The sequence below is a fragment of the Nocardioides malaquae genome, assembly GCF_015070385.1.
Classification (GTDB): domain Bacteria; phylum Actinomycetota; class Actinomycetes; order Propionibacteriales; family Nocardioidaceae; genus Nocardioides; species Nocardioides malaquae.
This window is the reverse complement of record NZ_JADCSA010000005.1, coordinates 212,472-235,812: the sequence shown is the minus strand read 5'-3', so window position 1 is coordinate 235,812 and position 23,341 is coordinate 212,472. Positions and strand designations below refer to the sequence as shown.

Annotated in this window: 22 protein-coding genes; 1 reads left to right on the top strand and 21 read right to left on the bottom strand. The window is 70.9% G+C overall.

The features are described 5' to 3' along the window. Positions 1 to 11: 11 nt before the first annotated feature. Genes lnt through kdd form a run of 5 tightly spaced genes read right to left on the bottom strand, consistent with a single transcriptional unit; the run spans position 12 to position 5,375 of the window. Positions 12 to 1,604 (bottom strand): apolipoprotein N-acyltransferase, encoded by a 1,593-nt coding sequence (gene lnt, locus IEQ44_RS07375; RefSeq protein ID WP_193637776.1) that lies wholly within the window; start codon positions 1,602 to 1,604, stop codon positions 12 to 14. A gap of 9 nt (positions 1,605 to 1,613) precedes the next feature. Continuing rightward, complete coding sequence (kal, locus tag IEQ44_RS07370) at positions 1,614 to 2,012, bottom strand: 3-aminobutyryl-CoA ammonia lyase (protein ID WP_193637775.1); 399 nt, start codon at positions 2,010 to 2,012, stop codon at positions 1,614 to 1,616. Next, positions 2,009 to 2,758, bottom strand: coding sequence for a lysine 5,6-aminomutase subunit beta (gene kamE / locus IEQ44_RS17880; RefSeq protein ID WP_319804549.1), 750 nt, complete (start codon positions 2,756 to 2,758; stop codon positions 2,009 to 2,011). The genes kal and kamE overlap by 4 nt, the downstream gene beginning before the upstream one ends. Next, positions 2,755 to 4,338 carry a lysine 5,6-aminomutase subunit alpha gene (gene kamD, locus IEQ44_RS07360; protein ID WP_193637774.1) on the bottom strand — a complete coding sequence of 528 codons (1,584 nt, stop codon included), beginning with the start codon at positions 4,336 to 4,338 and terminating at the stop codon, positions 2,755 to 2,757. Before kamD ends, kamE begins: the two co-directional genes overlap by 4 nt. Then, a complete protein-coding gene (kdd, locus tag IEQ44_RS07355) occupies positions 4,335 to 5,375 on the bottom strand; it encodes an L-erythro-3,5-diaminohexanoate dehydrogenase (RefSeq protein WP_319804548.1) in 1,041 nt (346 codons plus the stop codon). Before kdd ends, kamD begins: the two co-directional genes overlap by 4 nt. A 140-nt stretch (positions 5,376 to 5,515) precedes the next feature. On the opposite strand from kdd, the gene IEQ44_RS07350 reads away from it, so the two are divergent. Then, a complete protein-coding gene (locus IEQ44_RS07350; protein ID WP_193637773.1) occupies positions 5,516 to 6,904 on the top strand; it encodes a KamA family radical SAM protein in 1,389 nt (462 codons plus the stop codon). A gap of 15 nt (positions 6,905 to 6,919) precedes the next feature. On the opposite strand, the gene IEQ44_RS07345 is transcribed toward IEQ44_RS07350, so the two are convergent. From IEQ44_RS07345 to arc, 16 genes are all read right to left on the bottom strand, one after another. Then, complete coding sequence (locus IEQ44_RS07345) at positions 6,920 to 7,372, bottom strand: Lrp/AsnC family transcriptional regulator (protein WP_438861844.1); 453 nt, start codon at positions 7,370 to 7,372, stop codon at positions 6,920 to 6,922. A gap of 5 nt (positions 7,373 to 7,377) precedes the next feature. Then, complete coding sequence (locus IEQ44_RS07340) at positions 7,378 to 8,313, bottom strand: 5'-3' exonuclease (protein ID WP_193637772.1); 936 nt, start codon at positions 8,311 to 8,313, stop codon at positions 7,378 to 7,380. Between the two features lie 39 nt (positions 8,314 to 8,352). Then, the gene (locus IEQ44_RS07335; RefSeq protein ID WP_193637771.1) at positions 8,353 to 11,136 is read right to left on the bottom strand and encodes a DEAD/DEAH box helicase; all 2,784 of its coding nucleotides are present in this window, start codon (positions 11,134 to 11,136) and stop codon (positions 8,353 to 8,355) included. Beyond that, the gene (locus IEQ44_RS07330) at positions 11,133 to 12,014 is read right to left on the bottom strand and encodes a YegS/Rv2252/BmrU family lipid kinase (RefSeq protein WP_319804547.1); all 882 of its coding nucleotides are present in this window, start codon (positions 12,012 to 12,014) and stop codon (positions 11,133 to 11,135) included. Before IEQ44_RS07330 ends, IEQ44_RS07335 begins: the two co-directional genes overlap by 4 nt. Before the next feature lie 40 nt (positions 12,015 to 12,054). After that, positions 12,055 to 12,501 carry a hypothetical protein gene (locus IEQ44_RS07325; protein WP_193637770.1) on the bottom strand — a complete coding sequence of 149 codons (447 nt, stop codon included), beginning with the start codon at positions 12,499 to 12,501 and terminating at the stop codon, positions 12,055 to 12,057. Further along, the gene (gene tatC / locus IEQ44_RS07320; RefSeq protein ID WP_319804546.1) at positions 12,498 to 13,337 is read right to left on the bottom strand and encodes a twin-arginine translocase subunit TatC; all 840 of its coding nucleotides are present in this window, start codon (positions 13,335 to 13,337) and stop codon (positions 12,498 to 12,500) included. The genes IEQ44_RS07325 and tatC overlap by 4 nt, the downstream gene beginning before the upstream one ends. Before the next feature lie 10 nt (positions 13,338 to 13,347). Continuing rightward, the gene (locus tag IEQ44_RS07315; RefSeq protein WP_227487048.1) at positions 13,348 to 13,602 is read right to left on the bottom strand and encodes a Sec-independent protein translocase subunit TatA; all 255 of its coding nucleotides are present in this window, start codon (positions 13,600 to 13,602) and stop codon (positions 13,348 to 13,350) included. 47 nt (positions 13,603 to 13,649) lie between these two features. Continuing rightward, a complete protein-coding gene (locus tag IEQ44_RS17875; RefSeq protein ID WP_193637769.1) occupies positions 13,650 to 14,630 on the bottom strand; it encodes a helix-turn-helix transcriptional regulator in 981 nt (326 codons plus the stop codon). Then, positions 14,627 to 15,613: a helix-turn-helix transcriptional regulator gene (locus IEQ44_RS07305; protein ID WP_193637768.1), complete on the bottom strand. Its 987-nt coding sequence runs from the start codon at positions 15,611 to 15,613 to the stop codon at positions 14,627 to 14,629. The genes IEQ44_RS17875 and IEQ44_RS07305 overlap by 4 nt, the downstream gene beginning before the upstream one ends. 50 nt (positions 15,614 to 15,663) lie before the next feature. Beyond that, positions 15,664 to 16,704 carry an FKBP-type peptidyl-prolyl cis-trans isomerase gene (locus IEQ44_RS07300; protein WP_193637767.1) on the bottom strand — a complete coding sequence of 347 codons (1,041 nt, stop codon included), beginning with the start codon at positions 16,702 to 16,704 and terminating at the stop codon, positions 15,664 to 15,666. Positions 16,705 to 16,776: 72 nt separating this feature from the next. Beyond that, a complete protein-coding gene (gene pafA, locus IEQ44_RS07295; RefSeq protein WP_193637766.1) occupies positions 16,777 to 18,138 on the bottom strand; it encodes a Pup--protein ligase in 1,362 nt (453 codons plus the stop codon). Between the two features lie 40 nt (positions 18,139 to 18,178). After that, positions 18,179 to 18,892 (bottom strand): proteasome subunit alpha, encoded by a 714-nt coding sequence (gene prcA / locus IEQ44_RS07290; protein WP_193637765.1) that lies wholly within the window; start codon positions 18,890 to 18,892, stop codon positions 18,179 to 18,181. Between the two features lie 41 nt (positions 18,893 to 18,933). Beyond that, positions 18,934 to 19,773: a proteasome subunit beta gene (gene prcB, locus IEQ44_RS07285; RefSeq protein ID WP_193637764.1), complete on the bottom strand. Its 840-nt coding sequence runs from the start codon at positions 19,771 to 19,773 to the stop codon at positions 18,934 to 18,936. Next, positions 19,774 to 19,971 carry a ubiquitin-like protein Pup gene (locus IEQ44_RS07280; protein ID WP_193637763.1) on the bottom strand — a complete coding sequence of 66 codons (198 nt, stop codon included), beginning with the start codon at positions 19,969 to 19,971 and terminating at the stop codon, positions 19,774 to 19,776. It abuts the gene before it with no gap. 20 nt (positions 19,972 to 19,991) lie between these two features. Continuing rightward, on the bottom strand, positions 19,992 to 21,497 hold the full coding sequence (dop, locus tag IEQ44_RS07275) for a depupylase/deamidase Dop (RefSeq protein WP_193637762.1): 1,506 nt from the start codon (positions 21,495 to 21,497) through the stop codon (positions 19,992 to 19,994). Positions 21,498 to 21,534: 37 nt separating this feature from the next. Next, positions 21,535 to 23,283, bottom strand: coding sequence for a proteasome ATPase (gene arc, locus IEQ44_RS07270; protein WP_193637822.1), 1,749 nt, complete (start codon positions 23,281 to 23,283; stop codon positions 21,535 to 21,537). Positions 23,284 to 23,341: the final 58 nt, after the last annotated feature.

Below are 23,341 nucleotides of genomic sequence, written 5' to 3'. Positions count from 1 at the left end.
GCTGCGCTCCCTCACTTCGGATCGGGCGATCCGTCTCCCCCTGTGTCCCCGGACGACACAGCCTCGATCCCCGCACCGCGAATATAGGGCATGCGCGGCCCGCCCCGGCGGTGTCGTGCGTAGGCGAGCACGGAGAGGAGGACGGCGAGGCGCCCCGGCCACGGCCCCATCCACACGGCCGGGGTCACGATCGAGGAGAGACCCACCTCCTCGACCAGCACCGAGGTCGTGCGTGGGGTGGCCTCTGCCACCGGGACGGAGTCGGGGCCGATGACCCCGGAGACGCCGTTGGTCGCGGCGACCGCCACGTGACGGCCCGTCTCCAGCGCACGCAGGCGCGTGATCTCGTACTGCTGGGCGATCTGGTGGGTGTGGATGAACATGGCGTTGCTGGTCTGCACGACGAGCAGCTCGCCACCCTCGCGCACCTGCTCGTGGATGCCGCGGTCGTAGGCCACGTCGAAGCAGATGGCGTCGGCCACCTCGAGGTCGCCGACGCGCAGCGGCGAGGTGCGGGTGCCGCTGAGCATGTCGCGCCCGATCTGGCGCAGCTTGCCGAGGTTCTCGCGGAAGACCACGTCACGCCAGGGGATGTACTCCCCGAAGGGCACGGGGTTCTGCTTGGTGTAGCGGTCCTGGGCGCCGGTGCCCGGGTGCCACACCAGCCCCTGGTTCAGCACCTGGTGCGCCTCGGGGGCGTCGACCATGGCACCGACCAGGACCGGCGTCTGCACCGCCTCGACCGCCTCGTCGATGCCCGCTCGCGTCGCCGAGCTGCGGAACGGGTCGACAGCCGTGGAGTTCTCGGGCCACAGCACGAAGTCCGGGCGCGGCACCTCGCCCGCGCGTACGTCCTGGGCGAGGTCGACGGTGGCGCGGACGTGGTTGGTGGTCACCTGCTCGTGCACGGCGACGAGGTCGTCGCCACGGCCGGGCACGTCACCCTGCACCACCGCCACGGTGGCAGTGCGAGCCCGGTCGTCGCCGGCCGCGCCGCCATCGGTGCTGCCCGTGGTCGCGACCGGGGGCAGGGCAGCCGGCAGGAACGTCACCACCGCCAGGGCCACGGCAGCCAGCGCGGCGGGCTTGCGTCCCGGTCGGTCGCTGACCAACCAGGCCAGGGTGGTGCCGGTGGCGGCGAGCAGGAGGCTGACGCCGGTGAAGCCGAGCCACGGCAGGCCCGCGGCCCAGACGGTGTCGGCCACCGCGTAGGAGAGCCGGCCCCACGGCATGCCGCTGAAGGGCCAGGAGCTGCGCACGGTCTCGACGGCAACCCACACCACGGCGCACCAGAGCGGCCAGGCCCGGCTCCGTGCCTGCAGGAGCGCGAAGAGGGCGCCGACCGGCGCGAGGAAAACCGTCTCGAGGGCGGAGAGCCCGATCCACGCATCGGTGCCGACGGCACGCATCCACCACTGCAGGGAGAAGAAGAAGCCGACGCCGAAGAGCAGGCCCGGCAACCAGGCTCGCCCCGGACGCAGGCCGCGTACGCACCAGCACAGCGCGGCGATGCTCAACGGTGTGAGCCACGCCCAGCCCAGGGGCTCGGAGGCGCCCGACAGGACCACGCCGGCACCGAGGGCGGCGGGCAGTCTCCAGAGCACACGGCCACGCTACCGGGCAGGCACCACCACGGTGCCCACGGCCGTGGTTGCGACCAGCGGCGGGTCGACCAGGTGGGCACGGCCGGGCTGCTCCGCCGTCGCGTCGCCCCGCGCCACGACCGCCAGCGTCAGGGCGATGCGGCGCGAGCGCCGTCCCACGGACTCGAGGACCCCCCGCACCTCCACCACGTCGCCGGCGCGGACCGGCGCGTGGAACTGGACCTCGTCGTAGGAGGCGAAGAGCCCCTCGTCGCCGTCCGTGCGGATGCACAGCTCGGTGGCGACGTCGCCGAAGAGGGCCAAGCCGTAGGCGCCGTCCACCAGGTTGCCCGCGTAGTGCGCGTGGGAGTGGGCCACGTAGCGGCGGTGGACGACCTCGACGCCGGGGGCAGGCGGGGTGTGGGTCATGCCGGCACCTCGTCGGACACCTCGGCGGGCACCAGTCGGTGGACGAGGAAGGAGGCCACCTCGCGCGGGGTCGTGCCTCGCCCGAAGACCCGGTCGACGCCCAGGGCCTCCGCGGCGCTCTCGTCGAACCGGGGCCCGCCCACGACGAGCAGCGGCCGCTGCCCGGCTCGGGTGCGCGCGCGGAAGGCCTCGACCAGGGTGCGGGTGTTGTGCAGGTGGGCGTCGCGCTGGGTGACCACCTGCGAGACGAGGACGGCGTCGGCCTGCTCCGCGAGCGCGGCGTCGACGAGGTCGTCCACGGCGACCTGGGCCCCGAGGTTCACCACCCGCATCTCGCGGTAGTACTCCAGGCCCTTCTCCCCCGCGAGCCCCTTGATGTTGAGGATGGCGTCGATGCCGACGGTGTGGGCGTCCGTGCCGATGCAGGCTCCGACGACCACCAGTCGTCTCCTCAGCCCCCGACGGATCGCCTGGTTGGCCTCGGCGGGGGTCAGCAGGGGGTGGTCGCGCTCCACGACGGTGACGGTGGAGGTGTCGACGAGGTGGCTCACCGGGCCGTAGACCACGAAAAAGGTATGGGTCTCGCCGATGGGACGGGCGTGCACGACCATTGCCGGGTCGATGCCCATCCTGCCCGCCAGCTGGGCCGCGGCACCCTCGGCGCGCTTGCCCGCCGGCAGCGGCAGGGTGAAGGAGACCTGGACCATGCCGTCGCCGGTGCTGTCACCGTAGGGTCGCACGATCACGGAAGGACCTCCTGGGCGTCGAGCATCTGGTCGGTGGGGTTGAGGTAGTCGTCGGAGCGGCGTACGACGCCTGCCAGGCCGCGTCCCCGGTCGCGGGGGCGTCGCATCAGGCCGAAGGTGCCGTCGGCGATCGCGTCGAGGAGTCCGTCCTCGTGGGCGTCGATGCGTTCGAGGAGGTCGACGGCTTCGGTGAGCACCGTCGTGGCCCGGCGGGCGATGAAGCCGTCGGCGGGCGGGTGGAAGTCCTCGACCAGACCGCCGGCCGCGTCCAGCACGTAGCGGACGTTCTGCAGGGCGAGGTCCCGGTCGGAGAGCCACGGGGTCACCACGGCCTCGGTCATCATGCCGACCAGCAGGATGCTCTGGCCGGTCAGGACGCCCGCGAGGTTGAAGAAGCCGTCGAGCAGATGGCCTCGGAACACGTCACCGGTCATGTGCCGCGTGGGTGGCATCCACTTCAACGGGGCGTCGGGGAAGAGGGTGCGGGCCAGCAGGGCGTGGGCCAGCTCGAGCCGGAAGCTCTCCGGCAGGGCGGGGTCGATCTCGAACGCGTGGCCCAACCCGATCTGGGCATCGGCCAGCCCGGCCTCGTGCGCGAAGAACTCGTTGAGCAGCTGGCTGGTGGTGACGGTGTGCGCCGCCTCGACCGCGTCCGCAGTGGTCAGGTAGTTGTCCTCGCCGGTGTTGATGATGATGCCCGCACGGGTGTGGACGCGACGCGAGAACCGCTGGTCGACGAAGGTGCGCACCGGGTTGATGTCGCGGAAGAGGATCCCGTACATCGAGTCGTTGAGCATCATGTCGAGCCGCTCGAGGCCGGCCAGCACGGCGATCTCGGGCATGCACAGGCCCGAGGCGTAGTTGGTCAGCCGCACGTAGCGGCCGAGCTCGCGACTCGTCTCGTCGAGCGCGGCCCGCATGATGCGGAAGTTCTCCTGGGTGGCGTACGTCCCGGCGAACCCTTCGTGGGTGGCTCCCTCGGGCACGTAGTCGAGCAGCGACTGGCCGGTGCTGCGGATGACGGCGATGACGTCGGCGCCTGCGCGGGCGGCCGCCTGGGCCTGCGGGACGTCCTCGCGGATGTCACCGGTGGCCACGATCAGGTAGATCCACGGCCGACGAGGGGCCTCGCCCACCGTCTGGACGAGCTCCTCCCTGGCGTGACGCTGCGCGTCGATCCGCTCCAGGCCCGTCGCCACCGCAGCCCTGGCGCCGTCCGCCGCCGTGTCGCGGTCGCCTGCCTCGGGCATTCGCAGCGTGGCGGTGCCGTTGCCCAGTCTCTGCGCCAGCTCGCGCAGGTCGCGCGCCTGCCCGCGGGCGAGGGCGTCGAAGAGCGGGAGGCAGGCGCCGTGGGCGAGCCCTCCGTCGCCGGCCAGCTGCTGCTCCACGGCGTCGACGAGGTGGTTGACCCACGGGACGCCGTCGCTGTCTGCTCCGCTCGCCCCCGCCAGTCGCAGCGTGGCGCGCTCGACGGCCGTGGTCGTGTGCGTACGGGCGAGGTCGACGACGGGGGCGCCCACCTTGGCGGCGAGCTGGCGGGCCCGGGCGACGAGGGCGGGGTCCAGGTGCAGGGCGGTCACGGGGCCCTCCCCTCGACCAGGGCGCGCACCCCGTCGTGGCGCCGGACGAGGTCGAGCGCATAGTCGCTGTGCCCGGGCAGGTAGCCGTTCCCGATGAGCATGGTGACGTCTGCGGCCAGACCCTCCGCGCCCAGCGCCGCTGCCGAGAACGAGGTGGCCATGGAGAAGAAGATGATCGTGCCACCGTCGGCCGTGGCCAGGACCGAGGCGCCCTCGCAGCCCGGCACGTCGACGCAGACGACCGTCACCCCCACTCCCCCGGGGACGACGTCGTGGACCGCGGCCCGCAGCGCCACGGGGTCGGTCGCGTCGACCGTCAGGACGTCGTCGCACAGGGCGGCGGACTCCAGTCGCGCGGCCTCGTCGGCGTGCGGGACGACACCGACGACCCGGCCGGCGCCGGACTCGCGAGCCGCGGCGCAGGCGAGGCTGCCTGACTTGCCACCAGCGCCCAGCACCAGCACCGCGGCGCCCGGCGCAGCCTCGACCACGCGCCGGGTCAGGGCGGGGGCGCCGCAGACGTCGAGCACCGAGAGGCTGAGGTCCTCGGGCAGGTCATCGGGCAGGACGGCGGTCACCGAGCGGCCGAAGAGGATGGCGTGGCCGGCACAGGGCACCTGCTCGTGCACCCCGTCCCACCGGGAGAGGCCGTCGGTGACGACCAGGGGCGTGAGCGTCAGGGAGACGAGGCTGGCCACCCGGTCCCCCACGGACAGCCCGAGCGGGGAGTCGGGTCCGACCTCACTCACCGTGCCCAGCAGCATGCCGCCCGAGCCGGTGACGGGGTTCTGCATCTTGCCCCGCGACGTGATGATCTCCAGCACTGCGGCGCGGACGGCGTCGGGGTCGCGGTGCTGCTCGCGCAGCTGGCGCAGGGAGGCGGCGTCGAGGTTGAGCCGTTCCACGTCGATGCGCACCTCGTCGGGCCACAGGTCAGGGCGGGTGTCGAGTCGCGGGGCGGCCTGCGGCAGCGTGCGCCCGCCTGTCACGCGATGCAGTCCCACCGCGTCCCCCCGGGTCTTCAGGTCGTCGACCACCGTTTCTCCGATCTACGTTCCGTTGGCGCCAGCGCAAGAAGATTTCCCGCGTGGTGCTCGCAGTACAGGAATAAGTGCGTCTACTGTGGCAGAGCGTGAGGCAGATCACAACGCGCCACCCCGCGCAGCCAGGAGGACTGATGAGCACGACCGCACACGACCGGCTCCCCACGAGCGCGGCCCCGCCCCAGCCGTACCAGTACGTCCGCCGCGACCCGGTCGAACCCGACTGGACCCGGTTCCCGGGGTGGCGCGACGTCAGCGAGCAGCAGTGGCGCGACGTGCAGTGGCAGCGCGCCCACTGCGTGAAGACCCCTCAGCAGCTGCGGGACGTGCTGGGGGACCGGGTGGATGACCGGTTCTACGAAGACCTCGACGAGGACCGCACGCGGTTCGCGACGATGAGCATGCTGCTCCCCCCGCACATGCTCAACACGATGGTGCCCGAGGTCAGCAGCACCGCGGCGGGATCGTGGACGGACGCGCTGATGGCCGACCCTGTCCGGCGCTACATGGTGCCGGTGGCCTCGGACCGGAGGACGGACTGGGCCTCCCACCCCTACGCGAGCCGCGACTCCCTCCATGAGCACGAGATGTGGGCGGTGGAGGGCCTCACGCACCGCTACCCGACGAAGGTCCTGGCCGAGCTGCTCCCGACCTGTCCGCAGTACTGCGGCCACTGCACCCGCATGGACCTGGTCGGCAACTCCACGCCGACGGTCGACAAGCTCAAGTTCGTCGCCCGGCCACAGGATCGGCTCGCCGCGATGCTGGACCACCTGCGCGCTACCCCGGGCATCCGCGACGTGGTCGTCTCCGGCGGTGACGTGGCGAACATGCCGTGGCCCCGTCTCGAGGCCTTCCTGACGTCGTTGCTCGAGATCGACTCCGTGCGCGACGTGCGTCTCGCGTCGAAGGCACTGATCGGCCTGCCGCAGCACTGGATGCAGCCCGACCTGCTCGACGGCCTGCGCCGGGTCTGCGACCTGGCCGCCCAGCGGGGCGTGCAGCTGGCGCTGCACACCCACACCAACCACGCCCACCAGGTGACCGCGCTGGTGGTCGAGGCCGCCCGGGCGGTGCGCGCCGCCGGCCTCCACGACGTCCGCAACCAGGGTGTGCTGCTCGACGGCGTCAACGCCGACGCCCACGACCTGCTCGACCTGAGCTTCGTGCTGCAGGACGAGGCCCAGGTGACGCCCTACTACTTCTACATGTGCGACATGATCCCGAACGCCGAGCACTGGCGGATCTCGGTCGCCCGGGCCCAGCAGCTCCAGCACGACATCATGGGCTACCTGCCCGGCTTCGCCACTCCGCGCATCGTCTGCGACGTGCCCTACGTCGGCAAGCGCTGGGTGCACCAGGTGCACTCGTACGACACCGCGCACGGCATCTCCTACTGGACCAAGAACTACCTCACCTCGGTCGAGGAGGGTGCCGAGGCGTTGGCACGGCCCTACCCCTACTACGACCCCATCCACACCTTGCCTGGGGAGGGGCGCCGCTGGTGGTCCGAGCGCGGCTGAGGTGTCGGGGGCGCCTCAGTCGAGGGGCCGGTTCTCGAAGCAGGTGGAGAGCACGACGGTGGTCCGCGTCGACACGCTGGCCGCGGCCCTGATCCGGGCCAGCAGGTCCTCGAGCGCGGCGGGGTTGGCCACGCGGATCTTGAGGATGTAGGACTCGTTGCCGGCGACCGACCAGCACGACTCGATCTCGGTGAGGTCACGCAGCCGGTCGGGCGTGTCGTCCGGCTGCGAGGGGTCGAAGGGGCTGATCGAGACGAAGGCCGTCAACGACCGGCCCAGCTGGTCGTGGTCGACGGTCGCACCGTAGCCCGTGATCAACCCGCGCTCCTCCAGCCTCTTCACGCGCTGGTGCGCCGCGGACGTGGACAGTCCGGTCTCCTTGCCGAGCGCGGTGAAGGACATGCGTCCGTCGGTCGCGAGCAGCGAGAGGATCTGTCGGTCGGTGGCCTCGATCTGTGGGGAACTCACGGGCGTCAGCGTAGTTCGCCGGCGAGGGCTGCCTGCAGCCTTTCCGCGGACGAGCCCAACCCCCACTGCTGCGCGAGAGCCTCGAGCCGTGCGGGATCGGCCACGGACCGAGGTCGCTCGATGCCCTCCCGGTCGAGGGTGAGGTCGCGTCGGACGGCGACCACCCGCGGGGCCACGGCCAGGTAGTCGAGCGCGGCCAGCACCTTGCGGCGCGGCCCCGGCGCCATCGACGAGTCCTGGTCGGTGGCCGCGGCGACGATGCCGTCGACCGAGTCGAACTGCGCCAGCAGCGTGGCGGCGGTCTTCTCCCCCACACCCGCCACGCCGGGAAGCCCGTCCGAGGTGTCGCCGCGCAGCGTCGCGAAGTCGGCGTAGTGACGGGCCTCGACGCCGTACTTGTCGCGTACCCAGGCTTCGTCCACACGCTCGTGCCGGCCGACGCCCCTGGCGGTGTAGAGCACCCGGACCCCCGCCTCGTCGTCGACGAGCTGGAAGAGGTCGCGGTCGCCGGTGACGATCTCCACCGGCATGCCGGCCCCGGTGGCCAGGGTGCCGATGACGTCGTCGGCCTCCATCTCGGTGACGCCCCGCACGGCCACCCCGAAGACGTCGAGCACCTCACGGATCACCGGCACCTGGGTCACGAGTGCGTCGGGCACCTCCTCGACGTCGACGCCCTCGGGCCCGTGCGCCGTGACGACGCGATGACCCTTGTAGGAGGGCACCAGGTCGACCCGCCACTGGGGGCGCCAGTCGTCGTCCCAGCAACAGACCAGGTGGGTGGGGTCGTACTCCTCGACGAGGCGGCTGATGAAGTCCATCAGGCCCCGGACGGCGTTGACCGGCGTGCCGTCGGGCGCCGTCACCGAGTCGGGCACGCCGAAGAAGGCCCGGAAGTAGAGCGAGGCGGTGTCGAGGAGGAGGAGGCGCTGGTCACTCATGGCGGCAGCCTGCCACAGGCCACCCCCGGGGTGCCTGCGTCACTCCCCCGCCATCGACAGCGCGACCACGCCACGACGCAGCAGGGTGGCGGCCTCCTTGGCGCTGCGTCGCAGCGGCGTGCCTCCCGCGGCGTCGGCGACCTGGCCGACCAGGTCGAGCAGCTGCTTGACCAGACGCACGAAGTCGCCGGCCGCCAGCCCCGTCTCCAGCAGGATGCCGTCGAGCTCGTCGCCCTCGGCCCAGCGCCACGCGGCCCACGCGAAGCCGGGGTCGGGCTGGCGCAGGAACTCCAGGCGGTGGTCCCGCTCCAGGGCGTCCAGGTCTCGCCAGAGGCGCCGTGTCTCCAGCAGGGCCTGCTCCACCGCGGCGTTGGCGCTGCGCGGAGCGGTGCCGTCGTCGGCCCTGCGGGTCTCGAAGACCAGGGCGGAGAGCGCGCCGGCCAGCTCCGCGGGGGTGAGGGCGTCCCAGATGCCCTCGCGCAGCGCCTCCGCGGCCACCAGGTCCAGCTCGGAGTAGATGCGCATCAGGTGTCGACCACGCTCGGTGACCTCGTCGCCCTCCAGGTAGCCGAGGGCACTCAGCACGGTGCAGACGCGGTCGAAGGTGCGGGCCACCGTGTTGGTCCGGTTCTCGACGCGACGACGCAGGGTGTCGGAGTCACGCGAGAGCTTGAACCAGCGCTCGGCCCAACGGCTGTGGTCCTCGCGATCCGGGCAGGCGTGACAGGGGTGGCTCTTCAGCTGCCGGCGCAGGGCGTCGACCTGCTCGTCCTCCGGGGCGTACGTCCCCTTCCGCGACCCGGGCTGGCGGCCGGTGCGCTCCAGACCCTTGACCCGTCCCTGGAGCGCCATCGCCAGGTCGCGGCGCATCGTGGGGTTGCGGCCGTTGAAGTTGCGCGGCACCTTGAGCCGGGTGCGCGCCTCGACAGGCACCGGGAAGTCCATCGGCGCCAACCGACGCGCGTGCCGGTCGAGGGTGACCACGTAGGGGCGCGGCTCGTCGGGATTGCCCAGGCCGGGGTCCACGACCACCGCCCAGCCGGAGAACTTGCCGGCGGGCACCTCGATGACGTCGCCGGGCCGCAGCCCAGCCAGCGAGGCCAGCGCCTCGGCCCGACGGTCGGCCTTGCGGGCGCGGGCGGCAGCCTTCTCCACGTCGGAGATCTCGCGCCGCAGCGAGGCGTACTCCATGAAGTCGCCCAGGTGGCAGGTGGCTGCCTCCCGGTAGCCGTCCAACGCCTCCTCCGCCTTGCGCAGCTGTCGGGCCAGCCCGACGACCGCCCGGTCGGCCTGGAACTGGGCGAACGAGAGCTCGAGCAGCTCGCGCGAACGCTCGCGACCGAACTGGTGCACCAGGTTGACGGCCATGTTGTAGGAGGGACGGAAGGACGAGCGCAACGGGTAGGTACGGGTGGACGCCAGTCCGGCCACCTCGGAGGGGTTCATGCCGGGTTGCCAGAGCACGACCGCGTGTCCCTCGACGTCGAGCCCGCGTCGTCCGGCCCGCCCGGTGAGCTGCGTGTACTCGCCGGGCGACAGGTCGGCGTGGCTCTCGCCGTTCCACTTCGACAGCTTCTCGATGACCACGGTGCGGGCCGGCATGTTGATGCCCAGGGCCAGCGTCTCCGTGGCGAAGACGATCTTCACCAGCCCTCGGACGAAGAGCTCCTCGACCAGGTGCTTGAAGGCGGGCAGCAGGCCGGCGTGGTGGGAGGCGATCCCGCGGCTCAGCGCCTCGACCATCTCGTGGTAGCCCAGGACCCGCAGGTCCTCCGGGAGGATCGACCGCGTCGTCTCCCGGGCGACCTCGAGGATCTCGTCGCGCTCCTGCGGCGTGGTGAGGCGTACGTTGGCCTGCAGCAGCTGCGAGACCGCGGCGTCGCACCCGGCGCGGCTGAAGATGAAGGTGATGGCCGGCAGGAGGTTCTCGCGCTCGAGGCGTTGGACCACGTCCACCCGACTGGGGATCCAGACCCGGCGCCCGTTGCCCACCGAGCGGGGGTTCTTGGACGCACCGGGCCGCCCCTTCCGCGGCGAACGCCGGTCGCGCATGAGGCGGGCGCTCGCGAAGTCGTCGCGGGCGACCCGCAACAGCTCCCCGTTGACCGGGGCGCCCTCCTTGACGAAGCCGGCGCTGGCGTCGACGTCGGAGCTGGCGAAGAGGTCGAGGATGCGACGCCCCACCATGACGTGCTGGTAGAGCGGGACCGGTCGCTTCTCCTCCACGATGGTGGTGGTGGCCCCGCGCACCGTCTGCAGCCACTCGCCGAACTCCTCGGCGTTCGAGACCGTCGCGCTCAGCGAGACCACCTGCACCGACTCGGGCAGGTGGATGATCACCTCTTCCCAGACCGCGCCGCGGGAGCGGTCCGCGAGGTAGTGGACCTCGTCCATCACCACGTAGCCGAGCTGGAGCAGCGTCCGGGAGCTGGCGTAGATCATGTTGCGCAGCACCTCGGTGGTCATCACCACCACCGGCGCCTCACCGTTGACGGCGTTGTCACCGGTCAGCAGACCGACGTTCTCCGCGCCGTAGCGCTCGACCAGGTCGTGGTACTTCTGGTTCGACAGTGCCTTGATGGGGGTCGTGTAGAAGCACTTGCGGCCCTCGCGCAGCGCCAGGTGCACGGCGAACTCCCCCACCACCGTCTTGCCGGAGCCGGTGGGGGCCGCGACCAGGACACCGTTGCCGTCCTCGATCTCTCGGCAGGCACGGGTCTGGAACTCGTCGAGGCCGAAGGGGTAGAGATCGACGAACTCGGCCACGGCCGGGTGCGTCCGGGAGGCCCGGAACTTCGAGTACGCCTCGGAGGGGGAGGTCATGTGAACACCTTCACTGCGTCGGGGACGCACTCGATCGTCAGGGGCAACGCTCCCAGTCTCTCCCCGTCGGCATAACCGACCACCCCGGGGGCAGCGACGGTCACGCGACGGACCCGGTGGTGCTCGTACTGCGGGTGCGAGGTGTGGGTCCCGCGGTAGAGCTTCGGGTAGGTGCGCACCAGCTCCGCCCGCGACACGGGACGGATCACGACGACGTCGAGCAGCCCGTCGTGCAGGTCGGCGCCCTCGCAGATGCGCAGACCGCCGCCGAAGCTGGGCCCGTTGCCGACCGCCACCAGCATGGCGTCCAGGCGCAGGGTGCGACCGTCGAGCTCCAGCACGTAGGGCAGCGGTCGGAAGGTGCGCAGCTCCGCGAGGGTGGCCAACGTGTAGCGGGAGTGGCCTCGCGGCCAGGCCATGCGGTTGGCGCGTTCGTTGACCACCGCGTCGAAGCCGGCGGCCAGTACGGTCATGAACCAACGGTCGCCGGCTCGCGCGGCGTCGAGCACGCTCGTCCTTCCGCGCAGCACCACGTCGACCGCGGCGTCGACGTCGTCCCGAGGAAGGTCGAGGTGGCGCGCCACGTCGTTGCCGGTGCCGGCCGGCACCAGCCCCAGAGGCACGGCGGTGCCGGCCACCGCCTGCAGCGCCTGGTGGAAGGTCCCGTCGCCACCGACCACGACGACGGCCTCAGCGCCCGCTGCGACCGCGGCGCGGACCCGCGGGGCGACGTCCTCGACGTCGCGGGGCCAGAGGTGGCGCACGGCGCAGCCGCCGGCCCGGAGTCGCTCGGCGACCCGACCCCGCAGACGGTGCCCACCTCCGGGGCCGACGAAGGGGCTCACCAGCAGGGCGACGGTGCGGTCCGGGGTTGCCACGGCTCGACCCTAACGGCTGGGCGACGCCGGGCTCGGCAACCTAGCCGCGGTGCGTGGAGCTGCGGCTGCCCAGGCTCAGCAGGGCCGAGAAGTGATCACTGCGGGCCCCCACCGCGAGTGCGAGTCGGTGCAGGCACTCGAGGGTGCGGTCGGCGGTGAACGAGGTGCCGGGCACGGCCAGCGTGAGTCGCTCCTGCGAGGTCGTGAGCAGGACCTGGCCGTGCTTCCACACCTGGTGGGCCCGGACTCGGAGGTCGGGCTCGGTCACCGCCGTCGGATAGGCCTCGTCGACGGCGAGGAGGTCGCAGGGCAGGGAGTCCGGCGCCGGTGCCGCGGCCTCACCCGGGCTGGCAGTGAGCCGTCCCGGAACCAGGTGGCCGGTGCTGAGCCCGTCCTGGGGTGCCCAGACCACGCGTTCCTCGCCCAACCACTCGGGGAGGTCGAAGGGGTCGATCTCCGTCAGCGTGAGGGGGCGCTCGGGGGTCACAGCGGGGAGAGCTCGTCGTCGCCCAGCGCCGCAGCGGTCTGCTTGGCGCGCCGGAACCGGTCGATGAAGCGGGCCAGCACCTCGGCCGCCAGGAAGAGGAGCACCATCGGCAGGGCGAGCGCCAACATCGAGAACGGGTCGGTGGAGGGAGTCGCAACGGCCGCGAAGAGGAAGGTCCCGACGATGATCCACGGCCGGTAGCGGCCCAGGGTCGAGCCGGAGATGACCCCGGCGAGGCTCAGCATCACCACGAAGAGGGGGATCTCCATCGCGATGCCGAAGACCAGCAGCATGCGGGTGAAGAAGGAGAAGTATTCGCCGAACTCGACCAGGTTCTCCATCTGGGCGGGGGTGAAGTCGATGAGGACCTCCAGCCCCTTGGGCAGTACGTAGTAGCCCAGAGCCACGCCACCCAGGAAGAGCGGACCCGCGACGGCGGCGAAGATGCGCGACCACTTCTTCTCCTTCTGGTGGAGGCCGGGAAGGATGAAGGCCCAGATCTGGTAGAGCCAGTATGGGCTGGTCGCCACGATCGCGGCCACGGCCGACAGCTTGAGCAGGAGCATGAGGGGCCCTGTCGCACCGCTCATGTACGCCTTGGTCTCCACGTCGGCGCCGAGCACTTCACGGGCGTCGTTGTAGGGCGCCATGACGAGCTCGAGCAGCAGTGACTCATAGACGAAGAGCGCGCCGATGAAGACGACCACGAAGACGAGGACCGAGCGCAGCAGGCGGGCGCGCAACTCCCTCAGGTGGTCGCCCAGCGGCATGCGACCGTCAGGCCCGATCGGCTGCTGCGGGGCACCCTTCAGCAGCCGGAGGAAACCTCGTAGCACCGGGGCGTGGTCAGACGGTGTCGTCGCGGCGGGGCGGCGTCTCCGCGTCGATCACGTCGTCGTCGACCTGCTCTGCGGAAATCTTGGTGTCGTCGTCGCTGCGGAGTCCCTTGGTCTCGGCCTTGAAGATGCGCAGGGCGCGCCCACTGCCCCGGGCCAGCTCCGGCAGCTTGGCGGCGCCGAAGAGCAGCACGATCACGAGGGCGATGATGATCAGCTCGGGAGCGCCGAGGCCGATCATGGGAGTCAGGAGCAGCGAGTGCATGGCAATCCTCGGTTCGGTGAAAACGTCGTGGTGATCCTACTCCCGGATCAGGGGTTCAGGGCCAGCACGGCGTCCACGGCGGCCCTCAGGTCGTCGCGCACCGATTCGGGGCCGACGACGGTGGCGTGCGGGGCGAGGCGCAGCACCAGCTGGCGCAGCCAGGCGACGTCCAGCACCCTCAGGTCGACCTCGAGGTGTCCGTCCGCCAGGTCGCGCACCTCCTCGACCGGGTAGTACTCCGGCACCCACCGGGCCTTGGGAGCCAGCCGCAGGGTCACGGTGAGGGCCTCCTCGGAGAACCGGAAGAGCTCAGCCGACAGCGTCTCCTCGGTCACCGGTGCCGCGCGGTCGGCGGGTGAACCGAGCTCCACCTGCTGCATGCGGTCCAGGCGGAAGACCCTTCGGTCCTCGGCGCTGTGGCACCAGGCCTCCAGGTAGGCGACGCCGTTGACCTCGGCGACGCGCACGGGGTCGACGGTCCGTTCGCTGACCTCGTCACGCGACGGCACCCAGTAGGAGAGCCGCAGCTGGCGTTCCTCCCGCAGCGCCTGGTCGATTGTGGCCCGTACGCCCTGCAGCGCCGGCGCCGACGGTTCGACGGCGACCCGGGAGCTCGGGGCCTCGTGACCGACGGCGACCTCGAGCTTGGCGATGACGTTGTCGACGATGGCGCGGGTCTCCTCCGACGAGGAGTCGCGCACGGCCCGCAGGGCCACGACCAGGGCCGTCGCCTCGGTGGCCGAGAGTCGGACCGGTCGCGTGAGGTAGTCGGCGTTGGAGACGTGGATGACCCCGGCGGCGCCGTCGTCCTCGAGCGCCTCCATGTCGACGTCGATGAGGTCGTCGGTCAGTCCGCCGGGTAGTCCGCACATCCAGAGCACCCGGAGGTCGTTGAGGACCTGGGTCGTGGTGGTGCCGAGCAGGTCGGCCGCCTCCTGCAGCCTCAGCCCGTCACGGCTGTGCAGCAGGGGGACCAGGGTGAGCAGACGCGCCACCTGGTCACGCGCACCCGTCCCGGCCCGGCTCACGAGGCACCTCCCGCGTCGAGCAGCTCAGCCAACGCGGTGAGCCGCTGCCGGACGAGGCCGCGCAGGCTCTCCGGAGACTCGACGAAGGCATTCACGCCCAGCGTGAGCACCTCGTCGGCCAGGGTGGCGACGTCTGCCTCGCACTCCACCCGGTCCCAGCCGTCTCCGCCGTCAGGGCCGATCACGCCGTGGGCCACCGTGGTGCCGCGCTGCCGCAACGCGTGTCCCGCCCCGGCGCGTAGCAGGAGCTGGGCCCTCGTCGTCTCGGTGCGCGGCTGCAGGCGGGTCGCCACCTCCCGCAGGTCGAGGTCGTCGGGCACCCGGTAGGCGTCAGGCGTGCGGCCCAGGGTGCAGGACCCCTGCACACGGGAGAGCCGGAAGATCCGCTCCTCCCCCAGGTCCAGGTCCTGACCCACGACGTACCAGCGGCCCGAGTGTCGCAGCAGCCCCCACGGCTCGACGCGACGAGCCGAGCCATCGGCGGCTCCTGACTTGCGGTAGTCGAAGGTCACCCGACGCCGCTCCTGGATGGCGGTCCAGAAGGCCTCGAAGCTGGGTTCCTCGGCGCCGATGACGGGCTCAGCGACGGCCGGAGCCGGTTGTTCGGACGCCGGCAGGGCCGGCATCAGCTTGCGCAGGGCGGTGGCGGTCGTGTCCGCGAGGCGGGCGTGGTGCCAGACCTTGCCCGCCAGGGTGAGCACCGAGGCCTCCTCGGCGGTGAGGCTGATCTCGGGCAGCGCCAGGTCGTCGGGTCGGATCCGGTAACCGACCTCGTCGTCGTGGAAGGTCGAGAGCGAGCCGACCTCGATGGGGATGCCCAGGGCCCGCAGCTCCTCCTTGTCGCGATCGAACATCCGGTCGAAGGCGTCACCCTCGGCGTCGGGGTAAAGCACCTCCCGGATCCGTTCCTTGGGCACGAAACGCCGCTGGACCAGCAGCATGATCAGGAGGTTGAGCAGGCGCTCACTACGACGACGGGACACGTGTCGCTCCTTCCCGCCTGCTGGTCCGGCGGCGTACGCAGAGGTGTGGGTCAGACGGCGGCGAGGATGTCGACGGCGAAGACGATGGTGTCGGTGCCCTTGATGCCCGCACCCTCGTTGCCGGCCTCACCGTAGCCGAGCTCCGGCGGGATCTGGACGATCACGCGCGACCCGACCTTCTGGCCGACGAGGGCCTGGTCCCAGCCCTGGACAACCTGGCCCACGCCGATCGGGAAGGAGGCGGGCTCGTTGCGGCTGTAGGAGGAGTCGAAGGGCTGCTCGGCACCGAAGACCTGCCCGACGTAGTGGACGACGAGGGTCTGTCCGGCCTTGACCTTCTTGCCCTCACCCTCGATGAGCTGGGTGACCTGGAGCTTGCCGTTGGGCTTCGGGGCCCCGGAGAAGTCGAAGGTGGGCACCTTGCCCTTGCCCTTGGGGTAGGTGACCTCAGGCGCCCAGCCGGCCGGGTCCACAGGGGTCCCGGAGGCGGCGTCGGGAGCGTTCTTGGTGGCTCGCTCGACCTTCTTCGCCTGCTTCTCCTGCTGCTCGGTGGCCTTCTTCTCGTCCGCCTTGAACTTCTTCACCTCGTCGTCGGAGAGCTTGGAGACGATCTCGGTCACGAAGAGCACGCTGTCGCCGTCACCGATCCCCAGGGCGGGGTTGCCGCCCTCACCGAAGGCGTCCTCGGCGGTGGAGGCCACGGCCACGATCGAGCCGACCTTGTGGCCGACGAGCCCCTCCTTCAGGCCCGGGAAGAGGCCGTCGACCAGCTCGATGCGCTCGGGCTCACCCGCTTCGTAGGTGTTGAGCACCTCCTTGCGGTCGAAGCCGTTGCCGACCCAGATGTAGGTGGTGACCATGTCGCCGATGGCGGTCTCCTCGCCGTCGCCCTCGACGAGCACCTTGGTCTCGGTCTCGGCCGGGTCCAGCTTCTCGTCGCCGAACTCCACCGTCGGAGCCGTGCCGGGCTCAGCCTCGATCGTGACGGCGTCCAACCCGGGGCCTCCCTCGGCAGCTTTGTCGCCGCAGGCGGCCAGGGTGAGCATGCCGAGGCTGACGGCAGCGGCAGTGAGGGTACGGCGCAATGACACGGTGTTGCCTTTCGGGTGGGTGCGTGACCGCAGCACACACTAGCCGTCGACCCCTGAGCGCGACGGGACGCGTCACATCCCGGCGATGAGGCGCTCGACGCGCTCGTCGACGGAGCGGAAGGGGTCCTTGCAGAGCACGGTGCGCTGGGCCTGGTCGTTGAGCTTGAGGTGCACCCAGTCGACGGTGAAGTCGCGTTGCTGCTCCTGCGCGTGGCGGATGAAGTCGCCGCGCAGCTTGGCGCGGGTGGTCTGGGGCGGGCGGTCCTTCGCGAGCTGGACGGTGGCGTCGTCGGTCACCCGGGCCACCGCTCCACGGGCGTCGAGGAGGTGGAAGAGACCGCGGTCGCGTCGGATGTCGTGGTAGGCGAGGTCGAGCTGGGCCACCCGCGGGTGCCCCAACGGGAGGTCGTGCACGTTGCGGTAGCGCTCGATCAGACGGCGCTTGATGACCCAGTCGATCTCACGCTCCACCATGCTGAGGTCGTCGGACTCGATGGCCTTGAGGGTGCGCTCCCACAGGTCGAGCGCCCGGTCGATGGTCGGGGTACGCAGGCCCCGGCGGTCGACGTGGTCGAGGGCGCGCTGCAGGTACTCGGACTGGATCTCGACCGCGGTCGCCTCGCGGCCGTTGGCCAGGCGCACCTTGCGGCGGCAGGTGATGTCACTGGCGATCTCGCGGATCGCGCGGATCGGGTTCTCCAGGGCGAGGTCGCGCATCACGACGCCGTCCTCGATCATCCTCAGGACCAGGTCGCACGACGCCACCTTCAGCAGGGTCGTCGTCTCGCTCATGTTGGAGTCACCCACGATGACGTGGAGCCGTCGGAACCGTTCGGCGTCGGCATGCGGCTCGTCGCGGGTGTTGATGATCGGTCGACTCCGGGTGGTGGCGCTCGAGACCCCCTCCCAGATGTGCTCGGCGCGTTGGGAGATCGCGTACGAGGCCCCGCGCGGGGTCTGCATCACCTTGCCTGCGCCGACCAGGATCTGGCGCGACACGAGGAACGGGATCAGCACGTCGGCGAGCGCACCGAACTCGCCCTGCCGCGCCACGAGGTAGTTCTCGTGGCACCCGTAGGAGTTGCCCCCGGAGTCGGTGTTGTTCTTGAAGAGGTAGATGTCTCCCTTGATGCCCTCGTCACGCAGGCGGTCCTGCGCGTCGAGCATCAGCTCCTCGAGGATCCGCTCGCCGGCCTTGTCGTGGACGACGAGGTCCTCCACCGAGTCGCACTCGGGCGTGGCGTACTCCGGGTGGCTGCCCACGTCGAGGTAGAGCCGCGCGCCGTTGGCGAGGAACACGTTGCTGCTGCGCCCCCAGGCGACCACCTTGCGGAAGAGGTAGCGCGCCACCTCGTCCGGGCTCAGGCGCCGGTGGCCCTCGAACGTGCAGGTGACCCCGTACTCGTTCTCGATGCCCATGATCCTGCGGTCCATGCTGACCACCCTAGGGGCACGGGCCACGCCGTGGGTGCTGTCAGGACCCGGTGTCGTCCGTGGCCTCGAGCAGGGCCGCGAGTCGTTCGGTGCGCAGCCGGTGGAACTTGCGCACCTGGGTGCGCGACCGGTCGAGCACCGCGACCTCCAGGTCGTCGACGTCGAGTCGCCGGTCGCCCTGCTCGGAGTGGCCGAGGGCCGCGACGGCGAGGCGCACGGCGTCCTGCAGCGTGCCGCCCTCGCGGTAGTGTTCGGAGAGGTGCTTCGCGACGACGTCGGCGGCGCCGCCCATCACGGCGTAGCGGTGCTCGTCGGCGACCTGGCCGTCGTAGGTGAGCCGGTAGATCTGGTCCTGGGAGGCGTCGTCACCGACCTCGGCGACGAACAGCTCGACCTCGTAGGGCTTCTCGCCACCGGCACTGAAGACGGTGCCGAGCGTCTGGGCGTACGCGTTGGCGAGGCCGCGGCCGGTCACGTCGCGGCGGTCGTAGGCATAGCCCCGCATGTCGGCCAGGCGCACCCCGGCGATGCGGAGGTTCTCGAACTCGTTGTAGCGGCCCACCGCCGCGAAGGCGATCCGGTCGTAGATCTCGGAGATCTTGTGCAGCGCCTTCGAGGGGTTCTCCGTGGCGAAGAGCACGCCGTCGGCGTACTGGACGACGACGACGGACCGGCCGCGGGCGATGCCCTTGCGGGCGAAGTCGGCCCGGTCCTTCATCATCTGTTCGGGCGACACGTAGAACGGGGTGCTCATCGGCAGGGGCTCCTCGGCAGGCGGAAGGGGTGGCGGAGGCGTCAGGTGAGCTCGGCGACGGGGCCGTCGGGGCGACGCATCCGCCCGGCGATCACCCGGTCGGCGATCTCGGAGACCACCTCGTCGGGCAACCGGCGTCCACCGTCGGCGGTGACCACGTGCACCACGGGGAAGATCCGCCGGGTGAGGTCGGGGCCGCCGGTGGCGGAGTCGTCGTCGGCGGCGTCGTAGAGCGCCTGGAGGGCAGCGGCGACGCACCCCTGCTCGTCGAGGGTGTCGCGGTAGAGCTTCTTGAGCGACCCGCGCGCGAAGAGCGACCCCGAGCCGACGGCGTGGAACGCGGTCTCCTCGTAGCGCCCACCGGTCACGTCGTAGGAGAAGATCCGCCCCTGTGAGGCGGCGAGGTCGAAGCCGGCGAAGAGCGGCACGACGGCCAGTCCCTGCATCGCCATGCCGAGGTTGTTGCGGATCAGCGCGGCCAGCCGGTTGGCCTTGCCGTCCATGGAGAGCGTGGTGCCCTCGATCTTCTCGTAGTGCTCCAGCTCGGTCTGGAAGAGCCGGACCATCTCCACGGCGAGACCGGCGGTGCCGGCGATGCCCACCACGCTGAACTCGTCGGCGGGGAAGACCTTCTCGATGTCGCGCTGGGCGATGATGTTGCCCATCGTGGCCCGGCGGTCCCCCGCCATCACCACACCACCCTCGAAGGTGGCGGCCACGATGGTCGTCGCGTGGGGAGCGAGGCCCGCCGCGTCACCGCTGGGCAGCCCGCGGCGGGCCGGCAGCAGGTCGGGCGCCTGGGCGCCCAGGAACTCCGTGAACGAGACGACGCCGGGCTGCATGTACGCCGGCGCGAGCCGGGGCGAGTCCGATCCGCTCATTCACTCGCCACCCTTCTGGATGAAGGACTTCACGAACTCCTCGGCGTTGTTCTCGAGCACCTCGTCGATCTCGTCGAGGATCGCGTCGACGTCGTCGTCGAGCGCCTCGCGGCGCGCATCGACGTCGGTCTCCGTGACCTCGGTGACGGCCTCCTCCGTGTCGGAGGACTTGCGCGGGTGCTTCTGCTCCTGGGCCATGTCGCCGAGCCTATCGGGTCCTACCCCGCCAGGGCGCGGAAGAGGTCCTCGGCGGAGTCGCACGCGTCGAGCAGCTCGCCGACGTGGGCCCGGGTGCCGCGCAGGGGGTCCATGGTCGGGACCCGTTGCAGCGCGTCGTGACCCGGCAGGTCGAAGATCACCGAGTCCCAGGAAGCCGCGGCGACCTGGTCGGGGTACTGCTCGAGGCACCTCCCGCGGAAGTAGGCGCGGGTGTCCGGCGGGGGTGCGTGCACCGCGGCCTCGACGGCCGACTGGGCCACCAGCCGCTCCATGCGCCCCGACTGCACCAGGCGGTGGTGGAGTCCCTTGGCAGGTCGGATGTCGTGGTACTGCAGGTCGATCAGGTGCAGCTTCGCGTCCGACCAGTCCAGGTCGTCCCGGTCGCGGTACTGCTGGAGCAGTCGCCACTTCGCCACCCAGTCGAGCTCACCGGCACACTCCATCGGATCGCGTTCGAGCCGGTCGAGCACGCTCCCCCACCGCTGCAGCACGTCCAGGGTCTGCACGTGGGGCGCCTCCTCGCTCGCCTCGACGAAGCCCTGGGCGAGCTCGAGGTAGGTGCGCTGCAGCTGGACGGCGGTCATCCGTCGGCCGTCGTTGAGGGTCAGCAGGTGCGTCAGCGACGGGTCGTGGGAGACCTCGTGGAGCGAGGCGACAGGGCGTTGCACCGAGAGGTCCTGCGTGATCCACCCCGCCTCGACCATGGCCAGGACCAGCGAGGTGGTGCCGGCCTTGAGGTACGTGGAGACCTCCGACATGGTCGCGTCACCGACGATGACGTGCAGGCGACGCCACCGGTCGGGGTCGGCGTGCGGCTCGTCGCGGGTGTTGATGATGGGTCGTTTCAGGGTGGTCTCCAGCCCGACCTCGACCTCGAAGAAGTCGGCGCGCTGACTGATCTGGAAGGCGTGGGCCGAGGTCCGCTGCCCGATCCCGAGGCGGCCCGCACCGCAGACGACGGGGCGCGAGACGAAGAAGGGGGTGAGGTGGTGGACGATGTCGTTGAAGGGGGTCGAGCGCTTGACGAGGTAGTTCTCGTGCGACCCGTAGGAGGCACCCTTGTTGTCGGTGTTGTTCTTGTAGAGCAGGATCGGCGGCCCGTGCCCGGTGCGCGCGGCGTGCTCCATGGCGCGGGCCATCACGACCTCCCCGGCGCGCTCCCACCGCACGACGTCGAGCGGGGTGGTGACCTCCGGCGTGGAGTACTCCGGGTGCGCGTGGTCGACGTAGAGGCGGGCACCGTTGGTGAGGATCAGGTTGGCCAGACCGAGGTCCTCGTCCGTCAGCTGGCTGGGGTCGGCCTCCACCCGGGACATGTCGAACCCCCGGGCGTCGCGCAACGGGGACTCCTCCTCGAAGTCCCACCGGGCGCGTCGCGCCGTCGCGAGCGAGGCGGCGTACGCGTTGACGACCTGCGACGAGGCCTGCATCGGGTTGGCCTCGGGGCGTCCCTGGACCGAGATGCCGTACTCCACCTCGGTGCCCATCACCCGGACGACGCTCATGCGGGTCCCGGGCGTGCCGCGCTTCGCGTCGACGGGGTCACAGGTACTGGCCGGTGTTGGCGACGGTGTCGATCGACCGCCCCGGCTCGGTGCCCTGCTTGCCGGTGACGAGCGTGCGGATGAACACGATCCGCTCGCCCTTCTTGCCGGAGATGCGGGCCCAGTCGTCGGGGTTCGTGGTGTTGGGCAGGTCCTCGTTCTCCTTGAACTCGTCGACGCAGGCCTGCAGCAGGTGCTGGACCCTGATCCCGCGCTGGTCGTGCTCGAGGAAGTCCTTGATCGCCATCTTCTTGGCGCGGTCGACGATGTTCTGGATCATGGCGCCGGAGTTGAAGTCCTTGAAGTAGAGGACCTCCTTGTCGCCGTCGGCGTAGGTGACCTCGAGGAAGCGGTTCTCGTCGCTCTCCGCATACATGCGCTCGACGGTGGCCCGGACCATCGCCCCGACGCAGGCGTCACGGTCGCGGCCGAACTCGGCCAGGTCGTCGTCGTGGAGGGGCAGGTCACTGGTGAGGTACTTGCTGAAGATGTCGCGCGCCGACTCGGCGTCGGGGCGCTCGATCTTGATCTTCACATCGAGGCGCCCGGGCCTGAGGATGGCGGGGTCGATCATGTCCTCGCGGTTGGAGGCACCGATGACCAGCACGTTCTCCAGGGCCTCCACGCCGTCGAGCTCGCTGAGCAGTTGGGGCACGATGGTGTTCTCGACGTCGGAGGAGACGCCGCTCCCGCGGGTGCGGAAGAGGGAGTCCATCTCGTCGAAGAAGACGATCACCGGGGTGCCGTGGCTGGCCTTCTCACGCGCACGCTGGAAGACCAGCCGGATGTGGCGCTCGGTCTCGCCCACGTACTTGTTGAGCAGCTCGGGGCCCTTGATGTTGAGGAAGTAGGACTTGCCCTCGGTGCCCGTGCGAGCGGCCACCTTCTTGGCCAACGAGTTGGCCACCGCCTTCGCGATGAGGGTCTTGCCGCATCCGGGGGGCCCGTAGAGCAGCACGCCCTTCGGCGGCTTGAGCTGGTGGTCACGGAAGAGGTCGGGGTGCAGGTAGGGCAGCTCGACCGCGTCGCGGATCGCGTCGATCTGGGTCGCCAGGCCACCGATCGAGGTGTAGTCGATGTCCGGCACCTCCTCGAGCACCAGCTCCTCGACCTCCGACTTGGGTACACGCTCGTAGGCGTAGCCGGAGCGGGCATCGGTGAGCAGGGAGTCACCCGCGCGCAGCGGCTCCTCCAGCAGCGGAGCCGCCAGACGGACGACGCGCTCCTCGTCGGCGTTGCCGATCACCAGGGCGCGCTCACCGTCGGCGAGGAGCTCCTTGACCATGACCACGTCGCCGACGGACTCGAAGCCGCACCCGGCGACCACGTTCATCGCCTCGTTGAGCATGACCTCCTGGCCCTTGACGAGGTCGTCGACCTCCACGGCCGGGGAGACGGTGACCCGCAGCTTGCGACCACCGGTGAAGACGTCGACGGTGTCGTCGGCGTTGCGCGCCAGGAAGACACCGAACCCGGTGGGGGGCTGAGCGAGGCGGTCGACCTCGTCACGCAGCCGGGTGATCTGGTCGCGGGCCTCCCGCAGCGTCTGCGCCAGACGCTCGTTCTGGCTCGTCATGGCGGCGAGCGAACGCTGGGTCTCGGCCAGCCGTTCCTCCAGCGAGCGGCTCCGGTCGGGAGCGTTGGCCAGACGGTGCCGTAGGCCGACGACCTCCGCCTCCAGGTTGCGCACCTGGCTCGCCAGCTCCTCAGGGCTGCGCCCCCGGGTGTCCCTGTCGCTGTAGGTCATCGCGATCACCTCCGTGGAGGTGACCTTACCCACGTGGCGGCTGGAGGGAAGGGCAAGC